The organism is Enterococcus sp. DIV0774 (genome assembly GCF_050539095.1).
In the GTDB taxonomy this organism is placed as follows: domain Bacteria; phylum Bacillota; class Bacilli; order Lactobacillales; family Enterococcaceae; genus Enterococcus; species Enterococcus faecalis.
Window position 1 is genome coordinate 1,906,685 of record NZ_CP172923.1, and the last position, 25,007, is coordinate 1,931,691.

Annotated in this window: 25 protein-coding genes; 5 read left to right on the plus strand and 20 right to left on the minus strand. The window is 37.5% G+C overall.

Features of this window, described 5'->3' with window-relative positions; translation table 11 throughout:
• Positions 1-2: 2 nt before the first annotated feature.
• The 10 genes from IGL86_RS09150 to guaD all read right to left on the minus strand — a co-directional run bounded on the left by IGL86_RS09150 (position 3) and on the right by guaD (position 11,449).
• Positions 3-1,295 carry a homoserine dehydrogenase gene (locus tag IGL86_RS09150; protein ID WP_010713213.1) on the minus strand — a complete coding sequence of 431 codons (1,293 nt, stop codon included), beginning with the start codon at positions 1,293-1,295 and terminating at the stop codon, positions 3-5.
• A 51-nt stretch (positions 1,296-1,346) separates the two neighbouring features.
• Positions 1,347-1,655 carry an ArsR/SmtB family transcription factor gene (locus IGL86_RS09155; protein ID WP_002356730.1) on the minus strand — a complete coding sequence of 103 codons (309 nt, stop codon included), beginning with the start codon at positions 1,653-1,655 and terminating at the stop codon, positions 1,347-1,349.
• 116 nt (positions 1,656-1,771) lie between these two features.
• Positions 1,772-2,554 (minus strand): pyrroline-5-carboxylate reductase, encoded by a 783-nt coding sequence (gene proC / locus IGL86_RS09160; protein WP_002362189.1) that lies wholly within the window; start codon positions 2,552-2,554, stop codon positions 1,772-1,774.
• A 106-nt stretch (positions 2,555-2,660) separates the two neighbouring features.
• Positions 2,661-4,385, minus strand: a complete 1,725-nt coding sequence (locus IGL86_RS09165) for a phospho-sugar mutase (RefSeq protein WP_010707311.1) — start codon at positions 4,383-4,385, stop codon at positions 2,661-2,663.
• 120 nt (positions 4,386-4,505) lie between these two features.
• Positions 4,506-5,957, minus strand: a complete 1,452-nt coding sequence (locus tag IGL86_RS09170; protein WP_010713212.1) for a PLP-dependent aminotransferase family protein — start codon at positions 5,955-5,957, stop codon at positions 4,506-4,508.
• 134 nt (positions 5,958-6,091) lie between these two features.
• Positions 6,092-7,120, minus strand: a complete 1,029-nt coding sequence (locus tag IGL86_RS09175; protein WP_002397145.1) for a permease prefix domain 1-containing protein — start codon at positions 7,118-7,120, stop codon at positions 6,092-6,094.
• Positions 7,117-7,449, minus strand: a complete 333-nt coding sequence (locus IGL86_RS09180) for a PadR family transcriptional regulator (protein WP_002397144.1) — start codon at positions 7,447-7,449, stop codon at positions 7,117-7,119. Before IGL86_RS09180 ends, IGL86_RS09175 begins: the two co-directional genes overlap by 4 nt.
• Before the next feature lie 161 nt (positions 7,450-7,610).
• The gene (gene guaC, locus IGL86_RS09185) at positions 7,611-8,588 is read right to left on the minus strand and encodes a GMP reductase (RefSeq protein WP_002362677.1); all 978 of its coding nucleotides are present in this window, start codon (positions 8,586-8,588) and stop codon (positions 7,611-7,613) included.
• A 140-nt stretch (positions 8,589-8,728) separates the two neighbouring features.
• Positions 8,729-10,060, minus strand: a complete 1,332-nt coding sequence (locus IGL86_RS09190; protein ID WP_002359736.1) for a nucleobase:cation symporter-2 family protein — start codon at positions 10,058-10,060, stop codon at positions 8,729-8,731.
• 3 nt (positions 10,061-10,063) lie between these two features.
• The gene (gene guaD / locus IGL86_RS09195) at positions 10,064-11,449 is read right to left on the minus strand and encodes a guanine deaminase (protein ID WP_002388316.1); all 1,386 of its coding nucleotides are present in this window, start codon (positions 11,447-11,449) and stop codon (positions 10,064-10,066) included.
• A gap of 219 nt (positions 11,450-11,668) precedes the next feature.
• On the opposite strand from guaD, the gene IGL86_RS09200 reads away from it, so the two are divergent.
• Entirely contained in the window at positions 11,669-12,295 is a 627-nt protein-coding gene (locus tag IGL86_RS09200; RefSeq protein WP_002356716.1) for an MBL fold metallo-hydrolase, read from the plus strand.
• Positions 12,296-12,335: 40 nt separating this feature from the next.
• Complete coding sequence (locus IGL86_RS09205) at positions 12,336-13,040, plus strand: histidine phosphatase family protein (RefSeq protein WP_002364444.1); 705 nt, start codon at positions 12,336-12,338, stop codon at positions 13,038-13,040.
• 55 nt (positions 13,041-13,095) lie between these two features.
• On the opposite strand, the gene IGL86_RS09210 is transcribed toward IGL86_RS09205, so the two are convergent.
• The 5 genes from IGL86_RS09210 to IGL86_RS09230 all read right to left on the minus strand — a co-directional run bounded on the left by IGL86_RS09210 (position 13,096) and on the right by IGL86_RS09230 (position 18,195).
• Positions 13,096-13,944 (minus strand): MurR/RpiR family transcriptional regulator, encoded by an 849-nt coding sequence (locus tag IGL86_RS09210; protein WP_002382748.1) that lies wholly within the window; start codon positions 13,942-13,944, stop codon positions 13,096-13,098.
• Between the two features lie 87 nt (positions 13,945-14,031).
• Positions 14,032-15,486: a PTS transporter subunit EIIC gene (locus IGL86_RS09215; RefSeq protein ID WP_033625378.1), complete on the minus strand. Its 1,455-nt coding sequence runs from the start codon at positions 15,484-15,486 to the stop codon at positions 14,032-14,034.
• A 22-nt stretch (positions 15,487-15,508) separates the two neighbouring features.
• A complete protein-coding gene (murQ, locus tag IGL86_RS09220) occupies positions 15,509-16,399 on the minus strand; it encodes an N-acetylmuramic acid 6-phosphate etherase (RefSeq protein ID WP_002356712.1) in 891 nt (296 codons plus the stop codon).
• Positions 16,374-17,483: a DUF871 domain-containing protein gene (locus tag IGL86_RS09225; protein WP_033625086.1), complete on the minus strand. Its 1,110-nt coding sequence runs from the start codon at positions 17,481-17,483 to the stop codon at positions 16,374-16,376. Before IGL86_RS09225 ends, murQ begins: the two co-directional genes overlap by 26 nt.
• A gap of 151 nt (positions 17,484-17,634) precedes the next feature.
• Entirely contained in the window at positions 17,635-18,195 is a 561-nt protein-coding gene (locus tag IGL86_RS09230; protein ID WP_002380597.1) for a PTS sugar transporter subunit IIA, read from the minus strand.
• 115 nt (positions 18,196-18,310) lie between these two features.
• Between IGL86_RS09230 and IGL86_RS09235 the strand changes: the two genes are divergently transcribed.
• Positions 18,311-19,141 carry an undecaprenyl-diphosphate phosphatase gene (locus tag IGL86_RS09235; protein WP_033625552.1) on the plus strand — a complete coding sequence of 277 codons (831 nt, stop codon included), beginning with the start codon at positions 18,311-18,313 and terminating at the stop codon, positions 19,139-19,141.
• A gap of 38 nt (positions 19,142-19,179) precedes the next feature.
• Here the strand turns inward: IGL86_RS09235 and IGL86_RS09240 are convergent, their stop codons facing one another.
• Genes IGL86_RS09240 through IGL86_RS09250 form a run of 3 tightly spaced genes read right to left on the minus strand, consistent with a single transcriptional unit; the run spans position 19,180 to position 21,654 of the window.
• Complete coding sequence (locus IGL86_RS09240; protein WP_002374323.1) at positions 19,180-19,965, minus strand: ChbG/HpnK family deacetylase; 786 nt, start codon at positions 19,963-19,965, stop codon at positions 19,180-19,182.
• Positions 19,966-19,983: 18 nt separating this feature from the next.
• A complete protein-coding gene (locus IGL86_RS09245; RefSeq protein WP_002400859.1) occupies positions 19,984-20,607 on the minus strand; it encodes a DUF47 domain-containing protein in 624 nt (207 codons plus the stop codon).
• A gap of 12 nt (positions 20,608-20,619) precedes the next feature.
• Entirely contained in the window at positions 20,620-21,654 is a 1,035-nt protein-coding gene (locus IGL86_RS09250) for an inorganic phosphate transporter (protein ID WP_002356704.1), read from the minus strand.
• Between the two features lie 210 nt (positions 21,655-21,864).
• On the opposite strand from IGL86_RS09250, the gene rpsT reads away from it, so the two are divergent.
• The gene (gene rpsT / locus IGL86_RS09255) at positions 21,865-22,116 is read left to right on the plus strand and encodes a 30S ribosomal protein S20 (RefSeq protein WP_002356703.1); all 252 of its coding nucleotides are present in this window, start codon (positions 21,865-21,867) and stop codon (positions 22,114-22,116) included.
• An 86-nt stretch (positions 22,117-22,202) separates the two neighbouring features.
• Here rpsT and IGL86_RS09260 read toward each other — a convergent pair whose 3' ends face one another.
• A complete protein-coding gene (locus tag IGL86_RS09260; RefSeq protein WP_002382741.1) occupies positions 22,203-22,760 on the minus strand; it encodes an acyl-CoA thioesterase in 558 nt (185 codons plus the stop codon).
• A 168-nt stretch (positions 22,761-22,928) separates the two neighbouring features.
• Here IGL86_RS09260 and IGL86_RS09265 point away from each other — a divergent pair, with 168 nt between their 5' ends.
• The gene (locus IGL86_RS09265) at positions 22,929-23,870 is read left to right on the plus strand and encodes a ketopantoate reductase family protein (RefSeq protein ID WP_016630070.1); all 942 of its coding nucleotides are present in this window, start codon (positions 22,929-22,931) and stop codon (positions 23,868-23,870) included.
• Positions 23,871-23,921: 51 nt separating this feature from the next.
• On the opposite strand, the gene holA is transcribed toward IGL86_RS09265, so the two are convergent.
• Complete coding sequence (gene holA, locus IGL86_RS09270) at positions 23,922-24,950, minus strand: DNA polymerase III subunit delta (RefSeq protein ID WP_033626114.1); 1,029 nt, start codon at positions 24,948-24,950, stop codon at positions 23,922-23,924.
• Positions 24,951-25,007 lie beyond the last annotated feature (57 nt).

Sequence of the window (25,007 nt, forward strand, 5' to 3'; positions counted from 1 at the left end):
GTTTACTCATCTCCTATAACCTTCATTACATTCAATAACTGAAAGGCTTCCGTATTTTGAATAGCTGTCACAACTTGTTGCATTTGTGCTTTTGATATCTGGTGTGTAATGGCAACAATTCTTGCTCGCTGTCCATCTGATTTCTGTTGAACTAATTGATCAAAGCTGACTTCTGCTTTAGTCATTAATTGCGTCAACTGCAAAAATTGTCCTGGTGTATCTGGAACATCTAATGAAAAATAGTACTGCCCAAATACATTTTCGGAACTCGTCAATTGGGTTTTATGTTGATACGAATTGAACATATGGCCAGTCGTTGCCAAGCGAATGTTTTTAGCAATCGTAATTAAATCACTGACCACACTGGTTGCTGTCGGTTTAGCGCCAGCTCCTGGACCGTAATACATTGATTCCCCCACGCCTGCACTTTTAATAAATACTGCATTGTACTCATTCCGAACAGATGCAATAGGGTGCTTTTGATTGACTAGCATAGGCGCCACTTCTACCGAGATACTATTCTCATTTTGTTCAGCAGAGCCAATCAATTTGATTTCATACCCCAGTTGTTTAGCCATAGCGACATCATCTAAAGACAATCCGCGAATTCCACGAATATCAACTTGTGGTAATGAAACATTCATCCCAAAAGCAAATTGACTTAAAATAACCATTTTATAGGCTGCGTCAATTCCATCGACATCATTTGTCGGATCCGCTTCAGCAAATCCCAACGCTTGCGCTTCTGCTAAAGCTTCTTCATAACTTTTATCAGCAGAAACCATTTGCGTAAGCATATAATTCGTCGTACCATTCACAATCCCTAAAACTTGTTGAATATTGTCTGCCGCTAAGCTATTAGCAATTGTTCTTAAAATTGGAATCCCGCCAGCAACACTTGCTTCATAATATAAATCACAATGATGTTTTTGGGCTAACGCTACTAATTCACTCCCATGTTGCGCCAGTAAATCTTTATTAGCAGTCACAATATGTTTGCCCTTTTCTAAAGCTTTCATGATATAGGTTTTGGCTGGTTCAATGGTTCCCATTAATTCCACAACGATTTGAGTCTCTTTATCTTCTAAAATATCATCAATTGAAGTTGTTAAAGAAAGACCGTATTCTTCCGCTTGCGCTTGTTTCGTTTCAAGATTTCGGACAAATGCTTTTTCAATGACTACATTCATTCCTGTCACTTGTGAAATTTTCTCTTGATGTTCTTTCAAGAGAGTTAAAACGCCAGTGCCTACAGTCCCTAATCCTAGTAACCCGATCTTTAAGGTATCCTTCATTTTTACCTCCATCAACAGCGCTATTCTAGTTACGCTATTTTTTCCTACTTTTTATCGATGTTCAATATGCTCAAAGGTCTGATTTAAAATATCTATTACATGATGATCATCTAATGTATAAAAAATCGTTTTTCCTTCACGACGTGCCTTGACAACCCGGCTATCTCTTAATAATTTTAGTTGATGAGAAACGGCGGACTGTTCCATTCCCAATTGTTCACTAATCGCCGTTACGTTATGCTCGCCTTCTTTTAAAAGTAGCAAAATTCTTAAACGTGTTGGATCACTTAATACTTTATATAATTGACTTACTTGTTTGATTTCTTCCATTTGTTTCATTATAGTCGCCTCACTTTGCACTCATTATAACACAGAGTTTTTTAAAATAAGAACTGCGATTGTTCTTTCCTACGAAAAATATGGCACAAAGAAAGTTGGAAAAATGACAAACTTGTCGATTTTCCAACTTTCTTCATCTATTCGTGGTTGGCTTGCTGAACTGCATCCATCACGGCATAACGGAAGCCATTTTTTTCTAGAGCTACGACACCGCGAATCGTACTTCCTCCTGGAGAAGTCACTTCATCTTTCAATGCTCCTGGGTGTTTTTTCGTGTCTAAGGCTAAGGTCGCCGTTCCTTTTATCATTTGAGCGACAATTTCATAAGATAAGTCTCTTGGTAACCCTTCTAAGACTGCTGCATCTCCCAATGCTTCCATAAAGATATCAACAAAAGCTGGACTGCAACCAGCCACAGTACCAAAAGTTTCCAGTTGCGCTTCACGAATTTCTTTGACTAACCCTAAAGTAGCAAGAAGTTCCATTACCAGGTCCTTCGTTTGGCCTTCAATTGTTGGTGCCAAGGCTACGCCAATCACACCCTGATTCACGCTAACTGGTGTATTAGGAATGGCATGAACAACTTTGGCTTCTTTATTGCCAAGAGCCATTTGTGCTTCTTGTATGGTATGACCTGTTGCAACAGAAATCAATAAACTTTCGTTGGAAAAATGAGGGGCTAATTCCTGAAGGACAGGTAACACGACCTTTGCTCCTGTCGCAATAAAAATAACCTTACATTCTTGGAAAAGTGCATAATCTGTGACAAGTTGAAAGCCCCACTCTTTTTGAAGTGCTTCTGCGGTTCCACTTGAGCCGCCTTTCACATATAAATGTTCCTTCTTGACTGCCTCAGCTTTCAGTAACCCTTTAATCATGGCACCGCCCATACTGCCAGCACCGATAAAGCCAATTTTCATAGCATTCCCTCCTTAGTTAAATAAAGTGTTTGTGTCAAAAGTCAATTAGCTTTTGACACAAACACTAACATTCGTACTTTTTTCCGTACAGCCTGTTTCGTTTATTTTATTTTGTTAATTCATTAACGACTGCTTCAAACGCAGCAATTTTTTCAGAAGCTTCTGAACTACTTTTTGCTTTTGTCGCTAGATAGAATTTAATTTTTGGTTCTGTTCCTGATGGTCGGATAGCAATCCAACTGCCATCTTCTAAATGATATTTCAGCACATCAGAAGGAGGCGTTTGTAATTGTTCTGTTTGACCATCTGCAAAAGTGCGTGTTAATTCTTTAAAATCTTCCGTTTGAGCAACTTGAATCCCGGCAAACTCAGTTGGCGCTTGTTCACGACATTTTGCCATTAAAGCTTTGATTTTACCGCTGCCTTCAATTCCGCTCATTGTTACGGAAATAGTTTTTTCTTCAAAGTAACCAAATTCTTCAAAGATATCTTGTAAGCCATCGTATAATGTTTTTCCTTGTTTTTTGTAAAAAGCCGCTACTTCTGCTAATAAAACTAACGCTTGAATCGCATCTTTATCACGAACAAAAGGTTTCACTAAGTAACCATAACTTTCTTCAAAACCAAACATAAACGTTTGACTATGGTCTTCTTCGTATTGTTGAATTTTTTCAGCAATAAATTTGAAACCTGTTAAAACATTAAACATCTTCGTATTATATTTCTCAGCAATCGCTGTAGCAAGTTCACTAGAAACGATTGATTTTAGAACCGCAGCATTTTGAGGCAACGTGCCTGCTTGTTGATGGGCTTCTAAAATATAATGAATCATAATTGAACCTAATTGATTTCCTGTTAATACTTGGTAGTCTCCGTTTGGCATCCGCACAGCAGCACCTAAACGATCAGCATCTGGATCTGTTGCAATCAATAAATCAGCGCCTTCTTTTTCCCCTAAACGAATCGCGTATTCAAAAGCTGAATGTTCTTCAGGGTTTGGTGACTTAACTGTAGTAAAGTCAGGATCAGCAACGGCTTGCTCAGGTACTAAAACAAATTTTTCAAAACCGGCTTGTTTTAATGCCTTTTCTCCTAACATTTTCCCAGTTCCATGTAAGGGAGTGTAAACTAATTTTAATTCTTTACCCATTTCGTTAATTAATTCTTGATTAATCGTAACTGTTTTAATTTCTTTCAAATACGCATTATCGACTTCTTCACCAACAATGTTAATTAAACCGCTGTGGGCAACTTCTTCATCTGATAAGACATCAATTTTCAAAGGATTTTCGATACTACGAACATATTTAGTTAATGCATCTGCATCAGCTGGCGGCATTTGACCACCGTCTTCACCATAGACTTTGTAGCCATTATAGGCAGCTGGATTGTGAGAAGCCGTAATCATGATTCCCGCAAAAGCTTTAAAGTAGCGGACCGCAAAAGATAATTCTGGTGTTGGTCGTAAGCTTTCAAACACAAAAGAAGGAATATCATGTTTAGCTAATGTTTTAGCTGCTTCCATTGCAAATTCTGGAGACATATGACGTGAATCATAGGCAATGGCTACACCGCGACGTTTTGTTTCAGGATCTTGCGTATCCATAAAACGTGCAAGCCCTTCTGTCGCTTGACGAACCGTAAAGATATTCATCCGATTAATACCGGCGCCTAAAATTCCGCGCATCCCGGCAGTCCCAAATTCTAATGGTGCGTAAAATGCATCTTCACATTTTTCAGGGTCTGTATTTAAGTCCTTTAATTCATTTTTTAAATTTTCTGGAATATTTTCTTCATTTAACCATTGTTGGTAAACTTGTTCCCAAGACATGGAAAACACCTCATTTGTTTTTTTGTTTTTACTTTTTAAGTATAGCATTGGATATTCGTTTAGAAAAGGGAAGTTGTAGCGTTTTCTCTCAGCAAATGATTTTTATAAGAAAAATCTTACTTACTGTTCTATTTTTGTTTGTCTATTTTCAGAAAGTTGTCGTGTAATCCGTACCATTCGCTCACAAAAAAGAGGCATTTCTTCTGGTGAAATTCGGGAACAGTTCAAGCGAATACTTCCACGTTTTTCACTAAAAGCGACACTTGGTGCTACCAAAACACCTTCTCGTAAAAACACTTGCCAATCTTCTGGCTTAAGTGCCCCTTGACGCCAATGCGCCCATAAATAAAAGCCGCCTTTTACTGGCGAAACTTCCCATTCTGACAACGATTTAAATACTTGATATACAGCTGTTGCTCGTTGTTCCACTTGTTTATTTAATAACATAATTTTTTCAGAAAAAGAAGGATCTTCAATCGCCATTTTAGCGAGCATCTGCGGAAAAATACTCAACGAAACATCCATCATTTTTCTGGCTTCTGCAATTTGTTTCGTCACGGAGGCGGGCGCACTTAACCAACCAATTTTCGTGGTCGAACCTAAAATTTTTGACAACGAACCGATATACAAGACATTGTCTGGATCTAATTTTTTTAAAGGAGGAATTTCTGTTTTCGGGATAAAACTTAGCTGCCCAAAAACATCATCTTCTAAAATAGGAACTTGATACGTTTGACAGACTTTCACGAGCTGTTCTCTTTTTCTTAAAGGCATCACTGTCCCAGTCGGATTTTGAAAGGAAGGATTAACCATAACCATTTTGATGCGATGTTGTCGGATTGTTTGTTCTAGCGCTTCAAGATCAATCCCTTCCTCTGTCATGGGCACACCAAATAAGCGCACACCAGCAGCTTGGAAAATTGGTAAGGCATAGAAGAAAGATGGATCTTCTACGGCAACACTATCTCCTTGTCTCAATAAAACTTGCAAAACTAAAAAAAGTGCTTGTTGCGCACCTGAAGTAAGCAATAAACTTTCACTTGGTAAATGAAGCTGATATTCCGTTGCTGTAATGGCTTGGATTTCTTTTCTTAACGGCAAATAACCTAATTCATCTTGTGCTTCCTCTTTTAAAAATTGTTTCCAGTTTAATGCTGGAAAATCAAAACTGGGAATTAAGTCTAACGGCAATTCGCCTGTATACATATCTAAGTCAGTTGGTAAATTTTGTTTAGCTCGTAACTCAATCTCTGCCACCAAGGGATGAACTTGTTTGAACACATTTTGTTCTAAATAACGATGCCAATCCGTTCGTGGCGTCATCATTACCCCCCATTTTCCTTCGTTGACGATCGTTCCGCTCCCTCTTTTTCGCACAATCCAGCCTAAGTCCACCAGTTCATCTAATGCATGAACAACGGTTGAACGATTGACAGACAAGTATTCTGCCAGTTTACGTTCCGAAGGGATTTTTTCACCTGGTAATAATTCGCCTGTTTGAATCTTTTGAACAATCATTTCCATAATACTCCGATAAATGGGAACACTTTGTTCTTTTTTAAGTTGCCACATAGCCATCACCTCAACAATTGGATGAGTTAAAAGTAATCCAGTTTAATGCTTTTGTCAATCGAAAATACAAGAAAAGTGGGGCAGCCGTTTTGACGAATGTCCCACTTTTCTGTTTTACTATTAACAGGTTTGTCTCAATGTTTGTGTAAAAATGCTTGGATGGTGTTATAAAAGATTCCTGCGAACATAAAGATTAACCAACTAAACCGCCAATCCCCTAAAACAAAACTAATAAATAAATAGAGTGCAACAACTAAGGGCCAATAAACGGATGCAATAATTGCACCGACAGGATTTCCCACAGGTCCTTCCTCTGTTTTTGTTTGCTGAGGGGCAAAATCAGGATGACCAACATGTTCTGAATAAAAATAAGTTTCATTCAACAATTTATTAAAACTTCCTTTAATTACTCCACCAAATATAAACAAGAAGACGCCAACCGATACTAAAAAGAAGAGCCAACTAATCCCCATCGTTCCATTATAATACTGTCCGCCCATCATTTGATGCATGGAACGGCGCATCATCAGATGAAGGCCACTACTAAAGACAACAACTGGGATTAAACCCAAAATACAAAAAACGACGCCCGCTGCCATACAAAAAATAAATGATCGTTGAAAACTTTGTTCTCTTTGTGCAACTTCTTTTTTTAACTTAATCGGAATCAATCGTTGCCCCAGTTGTTTGTCCATTGCAACAAACCGATTACCAGCAACAATAAATAATGGAACGCCGATTGCCACACCTATGAAAAGACAAACTAAACCAAGACCGTTAGAAAGAACACCACGCATACCAACCAGCAAGCCAACACCCACCATGATTGCAACAACACCAAGGCCAATTTGAATAGCACCTTTACGTTGGACAGCTAAATAGTCAAGTCCTTCCTCCACTGAAATTTCTGGCAAACCGTTCATTGAATCGTTTGTTTCATCCACTTGTTTATTTTCTAAATTCAATTCTTCCATTAATTCATCAATAGTACCAAATTCAGAAATAATTGTACCAATTGCTTCATTTTCCGATTTTCCTTGGCTGAGCAAATCTTCATAACGATCCTCAGCATTTGCTAATAAGTCCGCCTTTAATTGTTTTGTTTCAGGTGTTTCAACAACGCCTGAAAATAAGCTATCAATAAATTCTTCTATAATTTTCATTTTCCCATCTCCTTTACAAATGCTTCGACGACGTCTTTTGTTACTTCCCATTCTAGTAACTTTTCCTCTAAATAACACTCTCCTGCATGGGTTATTTGATAATAGGTCCGCTTTTTGCCATGCGTTATTTCTCCTGGAAATGATTCAATGTAGCCATTTTTCTCTAAACGTGTAAAAGCAGAATAAAGTGTCGTTTCTTTAATCGAATATTGTTCTTTAGAAATTTCACGAATGCGTTTAGAAATCGCATAACCATATGAAGCGCCGGATTGTAAGATTGAGAGAATAAAGGTATCGTTGTATCCTCGAATTGCATCACTACCAATCACATAAATTCCTCCCTCAAGTACTTCAACTATCGTACTACGTCTGTCGTTGTAATTATCTTAACACGATTACTACGATAGGTAAAGTAAAAAAAGCACGTAATGCAGAAATCATTTTAATTTCTGCACTACGTGCTGTCTTCTTTTCAGTCTATAGTTGAATGTTAAATGGTATCACCATTAAAAATAGAATTTTTTACAATCACATAATCAACTTTACGAATCGCTTCTAAATCACGACCTCCCGCGTATGAAATGGAAGATTGTAAATCTTGTTGCATTTCGACTAAAGTATCTGCCAACTTCCCTTTATGGCGTAACCAGATTTTTTTGCCTTCAACGTTTTTCTTTTCGCCTTTTTGGAATTCAGAGGCGCTACCAAAGTATTCTTTGTAAACAACGCCATCTTCCACTTTTGTTTCACCTGGTGATTCTTCATGTCCAGCAAATAATGAACCAATCATGACCATAGTTGCCCCAAAACGCACAGATTTTGCAATGTCTCCATGGGTCCGAATTCCACCATCTGCAATAATTGGTTTCCGAGCAGCTTTGGCACACCAACGTAAAGCCGCTAACTGCCAGCCACCTGTCCCAAAGCCAGTCTTAATTTTAGTAATACATACTTTTCCTGGTCCAATCCCCACTTTGGTGGCATCGGCTCCAGCGTTTTCTAATTCGCGAACGGCTTCTGGCGTTCCAACATTGCCCGCAATAACGAACGTTTCTGGTAAAAATTTTTTCAAGTGTTGAATCATATTAATCACCGCATTTGAATGACCATGGGCGATATCAATTGTCACGTAGTCAGGAACTAAACCTTCTCGGGCTAACGTTTCAACAAAAGCGTATTCCCCTTCTTTCACACCCACACTAATTGACGTGATTAAGCCCTTTTGTTGCATTTTTTTAATAAATGGCACTCGCGCCTCTTCATCAAACCGATGCATGATATAAAAATAACCATTTTCAGCAAGGGTTTCCGCAATCGTTTCATCAATAATTGTTTGCATGTTCGCTGGAACGACAGGCATTTTAAACGAATGTTTTCCTAAAGTTACTGTAGTATCACATTCAGAACGACTATTCACGATACATTTATTGGGAATTAATTGGACATCTTCATAATCAAAAACTTTCATACTTACTGCCTCCTAGTTATTTACAAAAATAACGTAAAAACCGAACATTCGGTCATTTAACGTTCGTGTTTACAAACACCATTGTTAATTTACACTATTTACCGCCACTTGTCAAAGGCGTTTTAACGAAAATTAATCTTTTACCCTTCTTGAACGTTTGGTAAAATGGCCTGCAATAAAATAGCAACAATTGAGGCAGTTGCCACGGGTGAACTAAATAAATATTGTAAAAATTGTGGTAGAGTTTCCAAAAACTCTTTTGGTAACAATGTCAACGCTAACGTCATAATAATTGGAACGGCAATTACATACATCTCTTTTTCATGAATTGTTACATCACTCATAACTTTCATTCCACTTACAGAAATGATGCCACAAACAACCACAAAAACGCCGCCGATAACTGGTGCCGGAATGGCCGAAATCAAGGTGGAAAGTTTTCCAGATAAGCCAAATAAGACAAACCACGCACCTGCAGCCACAAAAACCTTGCGACTAGCAACTCCAGTGATTGAAATAATCCCAGCATTTGTAGAGTAACTAGTTACTGGCGTGCCGCCAATGAATGAAGAAACTAAGCAACCTAAGCCTTCACCAATTACGCCGCGATTAATTTTTTCTTCGGTCAAAGGTTCAGCGACAACATGACTCACAGCAAACCAAGTGCCTGTTGTTTCCGCCATTAAAACCAGATAAATAACTAACATCGTGGCAATAGCTGACCAATCAAATTGGAAAGAAAAGTTAACTAATGGTAACTGAGGCAAACTAAACCAAGCCGCTTCACTAACGGCTGATAAATCAAGTACCCCTAATAATTGTGCCGCGATGCTCCCAAATAATAATGCCAAAATGACAGAAGAAACGCGGAAAATCCGCCCTTTTTTCAAAGCAGAACCTAAGAGCGCAAAGAAGATCAACGTCCCCGCTGCTATAAATGCTAATAAAATATTTTGTCCTAATTCCCCTTTTGCGTGGTAAATATTATCCGATAAAGCGACTGGCATTAACGAAAGACCCACCACAAAAATAATTGTTCCTCCCACAATTGGTGGAACAAATTTAGTGATTAAACGATTAAAGATACCAGTAAATCCTAATATAATAACAACAATTGCCCCCACTAAACTAGCACCTAAAACTGCGCCCCAGCCATTTCCTTGTTGGTTATTGGCAAAATAAATTCCTGCAATTGCCCCGATTGGAATAAATGAAGGGCCTTGCGCAACTGGTAATCTCATACAAAAATGAGATTGAATAATCGTGGCAAGTCCTGCTGCTATGAATGTTGCTTGGATTAAAGAAGACGTTTGTGCTGTGCTAATCCCAATAATTGAAGCAATGATCACAGGTACGACGTACACGTCCATTGCTAAGACATGCTGAATCCCTAACATAGTGGCCTGCCCAAAAGATACTGAATCTTCTGGCCCCACTGTTAAATGAAGATTATTTTGTTTCTTTTCACTCATTTTTTATACTCCTTTAGTTGCTGACATTAAATTTTTATCATGTACTTTTTCACCTTGTACCCAGACTTCTCGAATATTTTCTGGTCGTGCTAAATATAAGATTTTTTGGAAAATATCAAGCAATGATTCCCCTGGATTTTTAGGGATTCGTGCTTGTGACAAGCTTGTATTAATAATTTGAACATCCCAAGCATACCCTTTTTCTAATTTCCCAATTGGCAAACTTAGCGCTTGACCACCACCAGCAGTAGCTAAATAAAACGCTTCATTTACGGTAATCCGTGCTGTTTTAACACCTCGTACTTCTGGTTTTTTTGTAGCATCGACGCCATCTTCTAACATTCTAGAAGAAATAACCGCTTGCTTTAAATTGTCAAAAAGACTTGGTGAAAAACCACCTGAAAGATCACTGCCTAAACCAACTTCTACTTGATGTTGATGTACTAATTTTGCAATCGGTGTCACTGCATTGCCAAAATAAGCATTAGAGATTGGGCAGTGCGCCACAGCCGTCCCTGTTTCATGGAATAAATTCATATCTGCTTCTTCTAAAAAGCCTGCATGTGCCATCACTGCTTTTTCTGTCAATAAACCAAAATCATTCAATGCTTGGGCATCATTTTTTCCAAAACGTTCTTGAACAAATTGATGTTCCCAATCACTCTCACTACAATGACTTTGAACATGGACTTGATATTTCGCTGCTAATTCTCCTAATCCTTTAAGTGCTTCCTCTGTACAACTTGGAATGAAACGCGGAGTTACAACGGGATACACGCCTTGTTTTGTTTGCTGCGCTAATGTTTGAATTTCTTGAATAAACCGTTCCGTTTCTTCTAATGCTTGTTGCGTTGTTTGATCACGATAGTATTCAGGATTCTCATTAAGATCATCCATTACAACTTTGCCAATTAAGCCACGCTGCCCTTTTTCCGCACAAATCTCTGCCAAACGACGGCTAGCTTCATAATGAATGGTTGCAAAATAAAGGGCTGTTGTTGTCCCATTAGCTAACAATTGGGTTACCAATTCATCATAGACTTGTTGGGCAAATGCTAAATCTGCAAATTTGGACTCCAAAGGAAACGTGTACGTATTCAGCCATTCATACAATGGAATATCCAAGGCGGTCCCAGATTGTGCCCACTGAGGTGCATGGACATGTAAATCAACAAAGCCGGGTAAAAGATAAGAATCTTGGGGCAATTCTTGAAAACGTTGTGCCTCTTTTTGTTCTGCTAGCACAGTTTCATACGCTTCAGCATCTGGTTCAATTATTTCCTGAATTACTCCGGCCTCATCTATACAAAAAAGTGTCTCTTCATAAACTTTAATCTCTTGCAAATTTTTACTAGAAAAACCTGTTCCTTTTATTACAAAATGAAACATTTAATACTCCTCCTTACTATCACATGAAGATTATACATAAACTTTCGCTTAATAACTATAAAAATGTGATTTTTTTTTAAAAAATCCGTGTTAAAACAAGTAAAAACCGAACATTCTAAGAATGATTTATTTTTTCTTTGGATAAACAAGAAAACTTTCTATTCTTAAGATTCTTCGGTATACTTGAAGAGAATCGTTAGAACTTTAGGAGGTCCTGAGATGATACAGATCGAACAAATTAGAACAGGTGTTATTCAAGAAAACTGTTATCTTGTTTATAATGAAGAAGCATTATTAATTATTGATCCAGGTGCAGAAGGAGCAAAACTAATTCAAGAAATTACCCGTTTAGGGAAGAAACCAGCCGCTATTTTATTAACACATACTCACTATGATCATATTGGTGCGGTAGAAGAATTGCGCCATCATTATCAAATCCCTGTTTATGTTAGTCCATTAGAACAAGCGTGGCTTTCCAATCCTATTTTGAATCTTTCAGGATTAGGCAGACATGATGATATAGCAAATATTATTGTTCAACCCGCCGAACATGAATTTAAACTAACCGATTATGAAATTGGCGGCATGAAATTTTCCGTAGTCCCAACACCTGGTCATTCAATTGGTAGCGTCAGCTTTGTCTTTGATGATTTTGTTGTTGTTGGGGATGCATTGTTTAAAGGTAGTATTGGTCGTACCGATTTACACACTGGTGATATGCAACAATTATTACACAGCATTACGACCTATCTATTCACTTTACCAGAAGAATTTCCTGTTTATCCAGGCCATGGTGATGCCACGACCATTCAACATGAAAAAGCCACAAACCCATTTTTTAATTAGAGATTTATTCACTATTTAAAGAAACTTAGGAGGAGTAGCAATGACTGAAGCAACGACACTTTATATTATTCGTCACGGAAAAACGATGTTTAATACGATTGGCCGTACCCAAGGCTGGTCAGATACCCCCTTAACCAAACAAGGAGAAGAAGGCATTTATCATTTAGGCTTAGGTCTTAGGGACATAGACTTTAAGGAAGCCTATAGTAGTGATAGTGGTCGTGCCATGCAAACAGCTCAGATTATTTTACAAGAACATCAAAACCACCAAAAGATTCCTTACCTAACCGATAAACGGATTCGTGAGTGGTGTTTTGGTTCTTTAGATGGTGGCTATGATGGTGAACTTTGGGGTGTGGTGCCACGCATTTTAGCTTTTAAAAGTTATGAGGACATGATGACCACGAAGATTACCTATCGCGAGTTAGCAAATGCTATTATTGAAGCCGATACGGCTGACTGGGCGGAGCCTTATGAAGTTATTCGTGATCGTGTTTGGTCTGGTTTCGAAGATATCGCTCATCATCGAGAAAAAAATGGTGGCGGCAAAGTCATGGTGGTTTCCCATGGACTAACAATTTCCTTTTTACTTTCCTTAATTGATGCAAGTTTGCCTATGCAGATGGCGCTGGAGAATGGTAGCGTGACGACCTTAACTTACGAAAAAGGAACATTTACCATTCAAGGAATTAATGATATTTCTTATATTGAAAAGGGAAAAAAGATCGCTGAAAAGCGCCGTTGATAGTAAAAAAAGAGAAGGTTATTTGTCATTTTGACAGATAACCTTCTCTTTTTATTTATTCTTTTAAACGTTCTACATTTTTTCTTGAGATTTGAATTTTTTCTAAGGTTTCCTTATAGTTTTTTGCTGCATAAGCAAAAAATAAAACATCGACTACATACAATTGTGCCACCAAGGAAACAGTAGCCGCACTTCTCAATGGCACGTCTTCCCCACTAGAGGTTTGAAGGACGATATCACTTTTTTCACCAATCACTGATTTTTCATCTTGTGTGATACTAATAATAGGAATCCCTTGCTGCTTCGCTAAATCAGCTAAAGTACTTGCTTCTTTATTCGTTCCAGAATTAGAAATAACAATAAAAACACTAGGCTTTTCTGTTGAGCCTAACATAGAAGCAAATAAATGATGGTCCAATGTTGTAAATACCGTTCGGCCTAAGCGCGTAAACTTTTGATAAATATCTTGAGCAACCAACGAAGAGGCGCCCAACCCATAGACAAAAATTACTTCTGTTTTTTCCAACAAATCAACGGCTTCATTCACTGCGACATCCTCTAATGTCTGACCGCTTCGCTCAACCACATGAACAAAGCGCGCTTGTAACTTTTGTTTAATATCAGCTGTTGATTCCCCTTTAGTAACTTCAGTGTACATTTGCTGCTTCATTTGACCAAGATTTGCAGATAATAAAAGTTTCAACTCTGTGAAGCCATTCACATCCATAGAATGACAAAAGCGAATAATTGCCGCTGGACTTGATCCTGCTTGTTTCGCTAGCTCTTGCGCATTCATTGAAATAACTGTTTCTGTATTTTTTAAAATATATTCTGCGATTTTTCGTTCTGATTTTGGTAATTGTTGTAGACGATCTTGGATAGATAAGACAATATTTTGTTGCATAAACACCCCTCCTGATACACCATTTCCTACGCAATTAAATTTTAACAAAGAAAAAGGGAGAAGCCAAGTTCTCCTTTTTTCTATTTATTATTTAGTTGTTTGCATATCTTTAGGAATCCCAAAGAATAACGTTGCTACAAAACCACCTGCGTAAGCAGCCAATAAACCTAATACATATGCAAGCCATTGGTTGTTGGCAATTAATGGAATTAAAGCCACCCCACTTGGTCCAATAGCAATCGCACCAACATTACCGAAGGCACCAATTACTGCACCACCAATACCACCGCCGATACAAGCAGTAATGAATGGACGTCCTAATGGTAAAGTAACTCCGTAGATTAATGGTTCACCAATACCTAAAATCCCAACTGGCAAGGCACCTTTAATCATTTCAACTAATTTTTTATCTGATTTACAACGAATCCATAATGCTAAAGCTGCACCGACTTGTCCCGCACCAGCCATGGCCAGAATTGGTAATAACAAAGTCATCCCTGTTTGATTAATCATTTCAATGTGGATTGGCGTCAAAATTTGATGTAAACCAAACATTACCATTGGCAAGAAGGTTAAACCAAGAGTAAAGCCAGCAACCATGCCACCTTTTTCTAAGACAACATTGATAATACCAACTAAGCCATTAGAAATAGCTCCGGCTACAGGCATGATTAAGAAAATAGTTGCTAAGCCAATCACTAAAAGTGAAATGGTTGGCGTTACGATAATATCAATTGATTCTGGGACAATTTTATGCAATTGTTTTTCTAACAATGATAATAACCATACGGCAAAAATAACACCGATAATTCCGCCTTGTCCTGCAGATAATGTTCCCCCAGTGAAAATATTACTGATTGGTGCATCTGGATTCATTCCTGTCAACATTGTGACTGCCCCAATAACACCACCCAACGCTGGCGTTGCACCAAAAACGCTGGCACTGTTAATCCCAGTGTAAAGAGCTAAATAAGCAAAAATCCCATTTTTAATGATATTTAAGACATCAATATATTGTTGCCATGAAGCTGAAATATCACCAGCAACAACTAAGTTAGACATAACAGCTGCAATCCCGCCAATAATACCAGCCCCAACAAAGGCAGGAATCATCGGAACAAAGATACTAGAAATAGCTTTTAATACTTTTTTAAATGGTGAAGTGTTATTTTGTTTCGCTTTTTGTTGTGCTTTCATTTGAGCGGCTTTTTCTTCTACTAAATCTTTTCCAGATTTGCCTGCTGAAGCATCAGTTGAGGTGTCATGATTAAATGGTTCTCCCAATTTGACACCTGCTTGATCTACCATTTCTTGTGCAACCTTGTTAACAGTCCCTGGACCAACAACTACTTGCAACGTATCATCTTCTACGACGCCCATAACGCCATCAATTTTTTTCAATCCTTCAATATTCACTTTGTCATAATCGCGGATATCCATACGAACACGAGTCATACAATGAATGACTTTGTCCACGTTTTCTTGACCACCAACTTCTTTATAAATCCCATCAGCAATGCGTTTAATTCTTTCTTCTGCCATGTTAAAACACCCTCCTAATTCCTTAATTTAATGTATTCTTGATAAATTGATTCCCGTCAATTAATTTTTGTGTTGCTTCTTCTTTAGTACTATCAGTTAAAATCATTACAATTGCTAACTTCACATTTTCTTCTGCTTCTACAAATTTTAGTTCGGCAACTTCATAACTACAACCCGTTGCTTCCATAATAATCCGTTTGGAACGCTCCACTAATTTTTCATTGGTTGGTTTTACATCAACCATTAAGTTATTGTAGACTTTCCCAATACCAATCATGGAAATAGTTGATAACATATTTAAAATTAATTTTTGAGCTGTCCCAGATTTCAAGCGAGTCGAACCTGTTAAAAATTCAGGTCCTGCATCTACTTCAATCGGCATTTGCGCATATTTACTAATTTCGGCATTTTTATTACATGCCACAGTTGCGGTAGCTGCTCCCACCGTTGTAGCATATTCTAAACCGCCAATTACATAAGGCGTCCGACCACTGGCTGCAATCCCAACAACAATGTCATTTGCTGATAATTTTAGATCAACTAAATCTTGACGACCTAGTTCTTTTGAATCTTCAGCACCTTCTACTGCGACAGTCATTGCTTTTTGACCACCAGCGATGAGGCCTTGAACCATCTCTGGCTCGACGCCAAAAGTTGGTACGCATTCGGCTGCATCTAAGACACCTAACCGACCACTCGTACCAGCGCCCATGTAGATCAAGCGGCCGCCTTGATTGAAGCTTTTGATGATGGCTTCTACCACTGGTTCAATGGCTGCTAATTCTTGACCCACTGCCATTGCAACTTTTTGGTCTTCTTGATTCATTTTTTGTAACGCTTCTTTGACACTCATCTCATCTAAGCCCATTGTATTTTCATTTCTACGTTCAGTTGTTAAGTTTTCTAAATTCATTCTCTATCGTTCCTTCCGTGACTAGCGTAAATTGATTGCCTGCCTTGATTAACGGCAATATCGTTTGATCTTTTTCAATAATTCGTGTAATCGTATTGACTTTTTCATCTTTCGGCAAGTCCACAAGTGTGACTTGAATTTCTCCCATATAGCGACCATATTTTTCATTATCAATCGTTACGGTTCCCACTGGACGTGCTTCAGTCTGCTCTGACTCAATCGTTGCAATTTCATCTTTTCTGAACATTTCACTCGTTCTTGATAATTCACTTCGCAAAACATCTCTTGCAGCATCTAAACGATTGGTATGAGTCCCAAGTATTCGCTTCAAATAGCGGCTCTTGCTAGGTGCTACTTCTAACAGAAATTGATTGGTTTGGTGATAATAACCAAATTGAGCCATGGTTCGCTCACTAATTGTAGGATCACCAATATAAACAGCATCGACATAAGGATCAGCCATCAAACCAACGGCAGCGGCGAAAGGATTTTGCCCACGATGTTTTTCTAATGTTGGTAAACCAGCAAAAATTGGGCCTCTTGTTTGCCCATCTCCTGGCACAAAAGTAAAAACTTGTAAGCCTAATTCTTTAAGCCAGCGGTTCTTTTCATTAAAAAATGTTGTTCCAATACCTGTTTCAGGTCTTGGATAATAATTATGCCAAGCTTCTAAGCGAGAAAATTCCGCTTGGTGAGCCTTTAACTCAGCCACTTCTTCCAGTGTAATGGTACTAGCATTCAATCCTATATCAATCTTATGTGAAGCATGAGCCATTTGTTCTATCGTAATGCCATAGTCCATCCGGAGGCCAGTTACGCCCAACTCAATTAAAGGCTCTAATTCATCGAAAGAAAAACCCGCTCTTTTTAACGCTTCACCTGAAATATCTACCATAATTTTCATTTTTTCTGCCTTAGCAATTGCCCCTAAATCAGTCAAGCGTTGGCGGTAAAGGGAAGTATCATCTTCTGGAATGTGTAAAGAAGTGAAAATACCATCAAATCCAAGCGCTTTCATCTTTTTGATATAAATAATTGTATCGTTTGTAATCTCTTCACCAAGAAAAACTGAAATACCATACATCTTTTTAGCTCCTCTCTAATACGCTTTCATTATAACTTGTTTGAAATAAAATTTCAACTATTTTTCTAAATATTTTTTAATTCCAAAATAAAATTTTATTTCTGTTCAAAAAAAAACAGATATTCCTTTATAGAAATATCTGTCTACTACATTAATTGGCTGTGGCAGAGCCAACTGGTGTACCAGCTGTAACCACGCCAGTTTTCTCTAACGAAAATTGTGCTACTTTATCCATGTTGGTAATGATGACAACCATTTCAGTTCCTTTACCAGCTGCTTTAATTGCTTCTAAATCAGCAATTGCGACCACCGTATCTGCAGTCACTTGGTCGCCTTCTTTCACTTTAATAGTGAACGGTGCCCCGTTTAACTCCACCGTATCGATACCCATGTGTAATAAAATTTCAAGACCGTTTGTCATTTTTAAACCAATGGCATGTTTTGTTTGGAAAACGCTTAAAACTTCTCCTTCAATAGGTGCATAAATTTCACCATTTTCTGGAACTACTGCGTAGCCATCTCCCATCATTTTTTGTGAAAAAACAGGATCATTCACTTCACTAATTGGGATAACGGTTCCATTGGCAACGGCATACATTGTATTATTTTCGACAACTTCATTCTTTTTCTTCAAAAATCCAAACATTTCTCTTCCCCCATTTTTTAAAGTATCACTAGTATAGAAAAAAGTTTCATGAATTACAAGTGGCACCTTTGTATAATTCTAAAATTTATTTTAAAATAAGAATTTGCATTGGCATTTACTTTGTCAGCGGGTATACTTATACTTGATGTATTTTGCATTTATTTCAGAAAGGAATGGTGACATGCTTTTTGCTAACCTATGGAAAGCAATTATTCTTGGTATTATCGAAGGAATTACCGAGTGGCTTCCAATTAGTAGTACCGGACATTTAATTTTAGTGGATGAGTTTATTAAACTCGATCTAAGTAAAGATTTTATGGAAATGTTCAACGTCGTTATCCAATTGGGAGCAATTATGGCGGTTGTTATTTTATACTTCCACAAATTGAATCCTTTCTCACCAAAGAAAAATGGCGAAGAGAAAAAAGATACTTGGATTCTTTGGTTTAAAGTCTTAGTCGCTTGTTTACCAGCGGCAGTTATTGGTCTAAAATTTGATGATTATTTAGATGCACATTTTTATAACTTTTTAACAGTATCGATTATGTTAATTGTTTATGGGATTGCTTTTATTATCATTGAAAAACGAAATAAAAATGTTGCACCGAAGTGTACTAATCTAAAAGACTTCACTTATAAAGCCGCTTTAATCGTTGGTGCTTTCCAAGTACTGGCATTAATTCCAGGAACTTCACGTTCAGGAGCGACCATTTTAGGGGCAATCTTAATTGGGGCCTCACGTTTTGTTGCAACAGAGTTTTCATTTTTCTTAGGAATTCCAGTAATGTTTGGAGCAAGTTTTTTAAAGATCTTTAAATTCTTGGCCAAAGGAAATACGTTTGGATCAGAAGAAATCATTATTTTATTAACTGGCTCTATTGTTGCCTTCGTTGTTTCCATCATTGCGATTAAATTCTTATTGAATTACTTGAAGAAAAACGATTTTACAGTTTTCGGTTGGTATCGTGTAATTTTAGGTGCGATTTTAATTGGCTACTGGTTATTCTCATAAAAATAAAACCGTTGCTTTCACTGTTGAAAGCAACGGTTTTATTTTTTTAAATCGCCAAACGTTATTCGCTCAATCCCCTGTTCTTCAAACCACTGACGAACACGAGGATCACAAATCGTTGCTAATTCTTTGCAGCGTAAAGTGGTATATGAAGAATTATCTAACACAAATTGATCCAAATACCCAACATCAAAATGCATCTCAGCAATTGCCGATTCCGGCATCCGTAATAAACCAAAGTCATCTTCTAAAAAATTCTCCACTGATACGCCTTCGTGAATATAAGATAGCGCCCCAGACTCTAACAAATGTGTCACCTGGAAATAACCTTGTTGCGGTGGATATTCTTTTTCCCCACTATATTTCAGGGTTGTATGAAGTCCGTACTCTTCTGCTAATTCTAAAAATACTTGATCAACCACTTCATCACCAATCGAATGGCAATCAAAATGTTCAGGATAATGTCCAGTTAGTTCCTTAAAGCGTGTCAATTGCGCAATCGTTTCAAGTCGTACTTCTTCATATACGAAGGTTACTTGCTTTTGTTGACGATAATAAGAAGAGCGATGAAAATTGCCTTGTTCATCTACCAGTGAAGGAATCATACATGGGTCCGCACAAGGTTTCCCTAATAAAAAATTCGTATGCTGACCTACAAATAAGCCTGGATAATTTTTTGCTAACGCAACGGCGTGTTCTGCTGTTGGTAAATTGGGCATCAAAAGTGTCGACGTCGTTAAACCATCGACATAACTTTTGATAATGCCATGATTAATCGCTTCTGACATCCCAAAATCATCAGCATCAATAATTACTTTAACCAACAGCTCCCCCCCTTTTCTTTACGTATTTTTGATGACAATTCCGACAATAATATTAACAGCTGATTCACAATCATTAATCGTGCGCTCAAGCTGATCGTAAACATCTTTCCACTTGATAACTTTTAATAAATCTTTTTCGTTAGTCATCAAATCTTTCATGGCGCTACTGTATAATTTATCGCCTTGAGATTCAATCGTATTCACTTCATCAATCAATGAAACTAACGTTTTAGAATTCTTAAATTTTGCAAATTCCTTCGTTGCTGATTTAACGCCTTCTGTCGCTTTAACAATATAAGCAGTTAATTCTAGCGCGGGCGCAATCATTTCTTCGACAACTAAATGATCAAGTAAATAAGACAAACTATTAATGCTATCGATAATGTTATCTAAGTGATCCGTAATATCGACAATATCTTCTCGATCAATCGGCGTAATAAAGGAAATATAGAGTTCATTTAAAATTTTGCGAACAATTTCATCATTCTCTTTTTCCAATTGATGAATCACTTCTGATTTTTTTACTAAGTTTTCTAATGAATAATTGTCTACAATTTCTTGCAAAACCTTTGCCGCTTCATAAGCATTTGTTGCTAACTGGTTTAATTCTCCAAAATAATCAAATTGTTTTTTACGTGCCATGTTTTTCTCTCCTTAAAAAATTGCAATAAATAATTTTGACATCACATAAGCGATCAGCCCACATCCTGGGAAAGTTAAAATCCATGCTATCAGCATTTCTTTCACGATACGCCAGTCAACACTTGAGATTCGCTTAGAAGCACCTACTCCCATAATCGCTGTTGTTTTTGTATGAGTAGTTGAAACTGGAATCCCAAAAGCCGATGCTAAAAATAAACAAATAGCCGTGCTTAAATCTGCAGTGAAGCCTTGATAGCGTTCAAGTTTTACCATATCCATCCCGACTGATTTAATGATTCTCATGCCGCCCACAGAAGTTCCAATGCCCATTGTAATGGAACACAGAACCATAACCCATAACGGAATCACAAAACCGCCACCTGTTTTTTCGACTAAATTATTATAAAAAAGCACTAACATGAACACGCCCATAAATTTTTGCCCATCTTGCGCACCATGTAAAAAAGCATTAGCTCCTGCACCAAAGGCTTGTCCAACTGTAAAAAATTTGTTGGCTTTTCTTCTAGGCACAGCCGAGAAAGCTTTCACAACAAGTTTGGCAATCAAATAACCGCCGCCAAAGCCCATAACGGTAGAAACAACTAGACCAACAAGCACTTTGATCCATTCCGAGCCATTGACTGCACCCAAACCACCTAATGCCATTGCCGAACCAGTCAAGCCGGCAATTAACGCATGGCTTTCACTTGTGGGAATACCAAAATACCACGCAGCAACTGCCCAAACCACAATTGAAAAAAGCGAAGCAGCCAAAGCCACCTGTGAAGCGTTTCCATTTGCGTCAAAACTAACAATGTTGCTAATCGTTTCAGCTACTTGGGCATTAAAAAAGGTCATGACTAATGCACCTAAAAAGTTCATCACAACAGCCATCCAAATTGCGACATTCGGTTTTAACACCCGAGTCGAGACAGCGGTTGCAATTGCGTTCGGCGCATCCGTCCAACCGTTAACAAAAATTACACCCATTACCAAAGTAATCGTTACCAATAATGCAATACTCACAAAGACACCACCATTTTTCATTTATCTATTTTATCATAGCATGTTTTAAAAAAAATGTATGCTTTTTTCTTAAGGCTCTGGCAAATTTTCTTATTTTTTTCTTGAAATTGTCTGTTAAGGAAAAAAACTTGTCGTCTTTTATTGCAATGGAACAATGGATTAGGTATAATGATTACTGTTGAATTACATTGGCTGACCAGTGTAAAACCTAAATCATCGGAGGTGAAACAAATGCCAAATATCGAATCTGCAATCAAACGCGTACGTACAAGTGCTAATGCGAATGCGAAAAATTCATCTCAAACAAACGCAATGCGTACAGCAATCAAGAAATTTGAAGAAGCTGTAGCTGCTGGAGCTGATAACGTCGATGCTTTATACAACGAAGCTGTTAAAGCTGTTGATATGGCTGCAACTAAAGGTTTAATCCATAAAAACAAAGCTAACCGCGATAAAATTCGTTTAAGCAAATTAGCTAAATAATGTGAGATAGAAGTTAGCATTCATGTTAGCTTCTTTTTTCATCAAAAAATGTCCAAGTCTGTTTTCACAAAGACTCGGACATTTTTTTATAAAGGTGAATCAATCCACGGTAAATCTGTTGTGAGATGTTGACTAAATAATTTAGTCTCTTCTCGCAAAGCTAAACGTTGTTGTCTTCTCGTTTCATAATTGGAACAAATCAACTTTTCTTCTGCAGTTTCTGGGACGACTGCCGCTAATTGGAAGTCACTTTCGGGATTCATATGAGACGGAATGGCTACAAAAGTTGTAAAACAAGTCGCCGCTAAATAACGCTCTCCAGTTGTTAAATCTTCTCCTACAACTTTAACAAATACTTCCATCGATTTATGATGCACGCCAGAAACAAACGTTTCAACACACACTGAGTGATTTTCTTTTAAAGGTTTTAAAAAATTCAAGTTATCTAAAGATGCTGTAACTGCCCCTCTCCGACAATGCCGTGAAACGGAAATGGATGCGGCGTCATCAATTAAAGACATTAATTTCCCACCAAATAGTGCACCAAAGGGATTTAAATCAAAGGGAAATACACGATGTGTTTGAATCACTCGTGATTCTCGACAAAATTTTTCTTTCGTCATTAACGATTCCTCTACTTTCATTTATAAACTTTTCCACGCTTTACTTTAGCTTACTTTACCATTTGATGCAATCCTTACTTTTTAGGAAACATTTAAAAAATAACAAATTTGCAAGTCCCATTTATTCATTTTTAGGAAAGTTGCTGTATAATAATAACGGTTAAAGAACTTTTAAGGAGATGGATACACATGAAAATTGCAATTGCTGGTGCCGGCGCTATGGGCAGCCGTTTAGGAATTATGTTGCATCAAGGCGGAAATGATGTAACTTTAATCGATCAATGGCCCGCGCACATTGAAGCCATTCGTGAAAATGGTTTAATCGCTGATTTTAATGGAGAAGAAGTTGTCGCAAAACTACCAATCTTCTCACCAGAAGAAATTGACCATCAAAATGAACAAGTTGATTTAATTATTGCTTTAACCAAAGCACAACAATTAGATGCAATGTTTAAAGCGATTCAACCAATGATTACTGAAAAAACGTATGTACTATGTTTATTAAATGGCTTAGGTCATGAAGATGTACTAGAAAAATATGTGCCAAAAGAAAACATCTTGGTTGGCATTACCATGTGGACAGCTGGTTTAGAAGGACCGGGACGTGTTAAACTTTTAGGTGATGGCGAAATTGAATTAGAAAATATTGATCCTTCTGGTAAAGAATTTGCTTTAGAAGTCGTTGATGTCTTCCAAAAAGCTGGTTTAAATCCAAGCTATAGTAGCAATGTTCGCTACTCTATTTGGCGGAAAGCCTGTGTCAATGGTACGCTAAACGGTTTGTGTACAATCCTTGATTGTAATATTGCCGAATTTGGCGCACTACCTGTTAGTGAATCCCTTGTTAAAACATTAATCAGTGAATTTGCAGCAGTCGCAGAAAAAGAAGCCATTCATTTAGATCAAGCAGAAGTCTATACACATATTGCTCAAACTTATGATCCAAACGGTATTGGCTTGCACTATCCGTCTATGTATCAAGATTTAATTAAAAATCATCGTCTCACAGAAATTGATTACATCAATGGTGCCGTTTGGCGCAAAGGACAAAAATACAACGTAGCAACACCTTTCTGTGCCATGTTGACACAGCTTGTTCACGGAAAAGAAGAACTATTAGGAGCTAAATAATAAGAAAGTACCAGAGACAATCGTTGTATGACGATTGTCTCTGGTACTTTCTTATTTTGCTTGCGCAGTCAATTTTAAAATAAATAATTGGAATAGTAATTCTTTATCCATTTGGCCCGTTTTCATGCGGTAATCATTTTCAACTAATTCATCATAAAGTCTTTCTAATCGAGACAATTCAAATCGTCGGACTTGTTGTAACGCTAACTTGACTCGATAAGGATGAACCTTTAATGTATCAGCGATATTCGCTTGTTGATAGCCCATCTTAGCCAAAATTTTTGTTTGTAGAAAAAGGCGAATCTGATTCAATAAGATTGCATTTAACTTAATGGTTTCTTCTCCTTGTAAAAGTAAATCTTCATACAATTGAACAGCTTTTTCACTGTTTCCAGAAAGTACTTCGTTGGTTAAGTCAAAAACATTATGTTCCAAAGACTTAGGGACTAATTCTTGAACCGCACCTCGTGTAATTGTCTTCGTTTCAAGGGCATATAAATACAGCTTCTGTAATTCTCCCATAATTTTTGATAAGTTCAAGTCTGTCAATTGAAGTAATAAATCAAAAGCATCGGAGCGAATAGTGTACCCTTCACTCTCAATCGTTTGAGAAATGTACTGACGAATAGCCTTTTCATCCATTGGATTGACGTCAACCACTGTGGCATTTTTTTTCAATGCTTTGGTAATTTTTTTGCGTTCATCTAATTTTTCATAAGAGGCCATAAAAACAAGAACAGTTGTTGGTGATGGACTTTCCAAATAATTCAATAAAAGATTGACATCATGTTCCACACCGTTTGTTTTTCTTTCGGCAGTTAAAAAGTAAGGATTTTCCACAAAGACAAGGCGATAATCACCAAAAAACGGAATTGTTTCCGCTTCAGCAATCGCTGCACTTAAAGGTGTTTCCTCCATATCAAATGAGAAAAAGTTAAATTGATCATCCTCTTCCGCCAACAATTCTTTCATCAATGTTGTTTTAAATAATTCAGTTAAATAAAGTTCTGTTCCTATTAATAAATACACTGGAGCGATTTTTTGCTCTCGCACTTCTTTCAAAGCTTTTTGTAACTCCATTGGCTCGCTCCTTTTCTCGTTTCTCTTGTTTATCCTATCATGTTACTTCTGGAAATA

What these genes read in the sequence shown, in the direction of transcription:
- IGL86_RS09150 (WP_010713213.1), bottom strand. Translation starts at nt 1,295, where the DNA reads ATGAAGGATACCTTAAAGATCGGGTTACTAGGATTAGGGACTGTAGGC.
- proC (WP_002362189.1), bottom strand. Translation starts at nt 2,554, where the DNA reads ATGAAAATTGGCTTTATCGGTGCTGGCAGTATGGGCGGTGCCATGATT.
- IGL86_RS09165 (WP_010707311.1), bottom strand. Translation starts at nt 4,385, where the DNA reads ATGTCTTGGGAACAAGTTTACCAACAATGGTTAAATGAAGAAAATATT.
- IGL86_RS09170 (WP_010713212.1), bottom strand. Translation starts at nt 5,957, where the DNA reads ATGTGGCAACTTAAAAAAGAACAAAGTGTTCCCATTTATCGGAGTATT.
- IGL86_RS09175 (WP_002397145.1), bottom strand. Translation starts at nt 7,120, where the DNA reads ATGAAAATTATAGAAGAATTTATTGATAGCTTATTTTCAGGCGTTGTT.
- guaC (WP_002362677.1), bottom strand. Translation starts at nt 8,588, where the DNA reads ATGAAAGTTTTTGATTATGAAGATGTCCAATTAATTCCCAATAAATGT.
- IGL86_RS09190 (WP_002359736.1), bottom strand. Translation starts at nt 10,060, where the DNA reads ATGAGTGAAAAGAAACAAAATAATCTTCATTTAACAGTGGGGCCAGAA.
- guaD (WP_002388316.1), bottom strand. Translation starts at nt 11,449, where the DNA reads ATGTTTCATTTTGTAATAAAAGGAACAGGTTTTTCTAGTAAAAATTTG.
- IGL86_RS09200 (WP_002356716.1), top strand. Translation starts at nt 11,669, where the DNA reads ATGATACAGATCGAACAAATTAGAACAGGTGTTATTCAAGAAAACTGT.
- IGL86_RS09205 (WP_002364444.1), top strand. Translation starts at nt 12,336, where the DNA reads ATGACTGAAGCAACGACACTTTATATTATTCGTCACGGAAAAACGATG.
- IGL86_RS09210 (WP_002382748.1), bottom strand. Translation starts at nt 13,944, where the DNA reads ATGCAACAAAATATTGTCTTATCTATCCAAGATCGTCTACAACAATTA.
- IGL86_RS09215 (WP_033625378.1), bottom strand. Translation starts at nt 15,486, where the DNA reads ATGGCAGAAGAAAGAATTAAACGCATTGCTGATGGGATTTATAAAGAA.
- murQ (WP_002356712.1), bottom strand. Translation starts at nt 16,399, where the DNA reads ATGAATTTAGAAAACTTAACAACTGAACGTAGAAATGAAAATACAATG.
- IGL86_RS09225 (WP_033625086.1), bottom strand. Translation starts at nt 17,483, where the DNA reads ATGTATGGTATTTCAGTTTTTCTTGGTGAAGAGATTACAAACGATACA.
- IGL86_RS09235 (WP_033625552.1), top strand. Translation starts at nt 18,311, where the DNA reads ATGCTTTTTGCTAACCTATGGAAAGCAATTATTCTTGGTATTATCGAA.
- IGL86_RS09245 (WP_002400859.1), bottom strand. Translation starts at nt 20,607, where the DNA reads ATGGCACGTAAAAAACAATTTGATTATTTTGGAGAATTAAACCAGTTA.
- IGL86_RS09250 (WP_002356704.1), bottom strand. Translation starts at nt 21,654, where the DNA reads ATGAAAAATGGTGGTGTCTTTGTGAGTATTGCATTATTGGTAACGATT.
- rpsT (WP_002356703.1), top strand. Translation starts at nt 21,865, where the DNA reads ATGCCAAATATCGAATCTGCAATCAAACGCGTACGTACAAGTGCTAAT.
- IGL86_RS09260 (WP_002382741.1), bottom strand. Translation starts at nt 22,760, where the DNA reads ATGAAAGTAGAGGAATCGTTAATGACGAAAGAAAAATTTTGTCGAGAA.
- IGL86_RS09265 (WP_016630070.1), top strand. Translation starts at nt 22,929, where the DNA reads ATGAAAATTGCAATTGCTGGTGCCGGCGCTATGGGCAGCCGTTTAGGA.
- holA (WP_033626114.1), bottom strand. Translation starts at nt 24,950, where the DNA reads ATGGAGTTACAAAAAGCTTTGAAAGAAGTGCGAGAGCAAAAAATCGCT.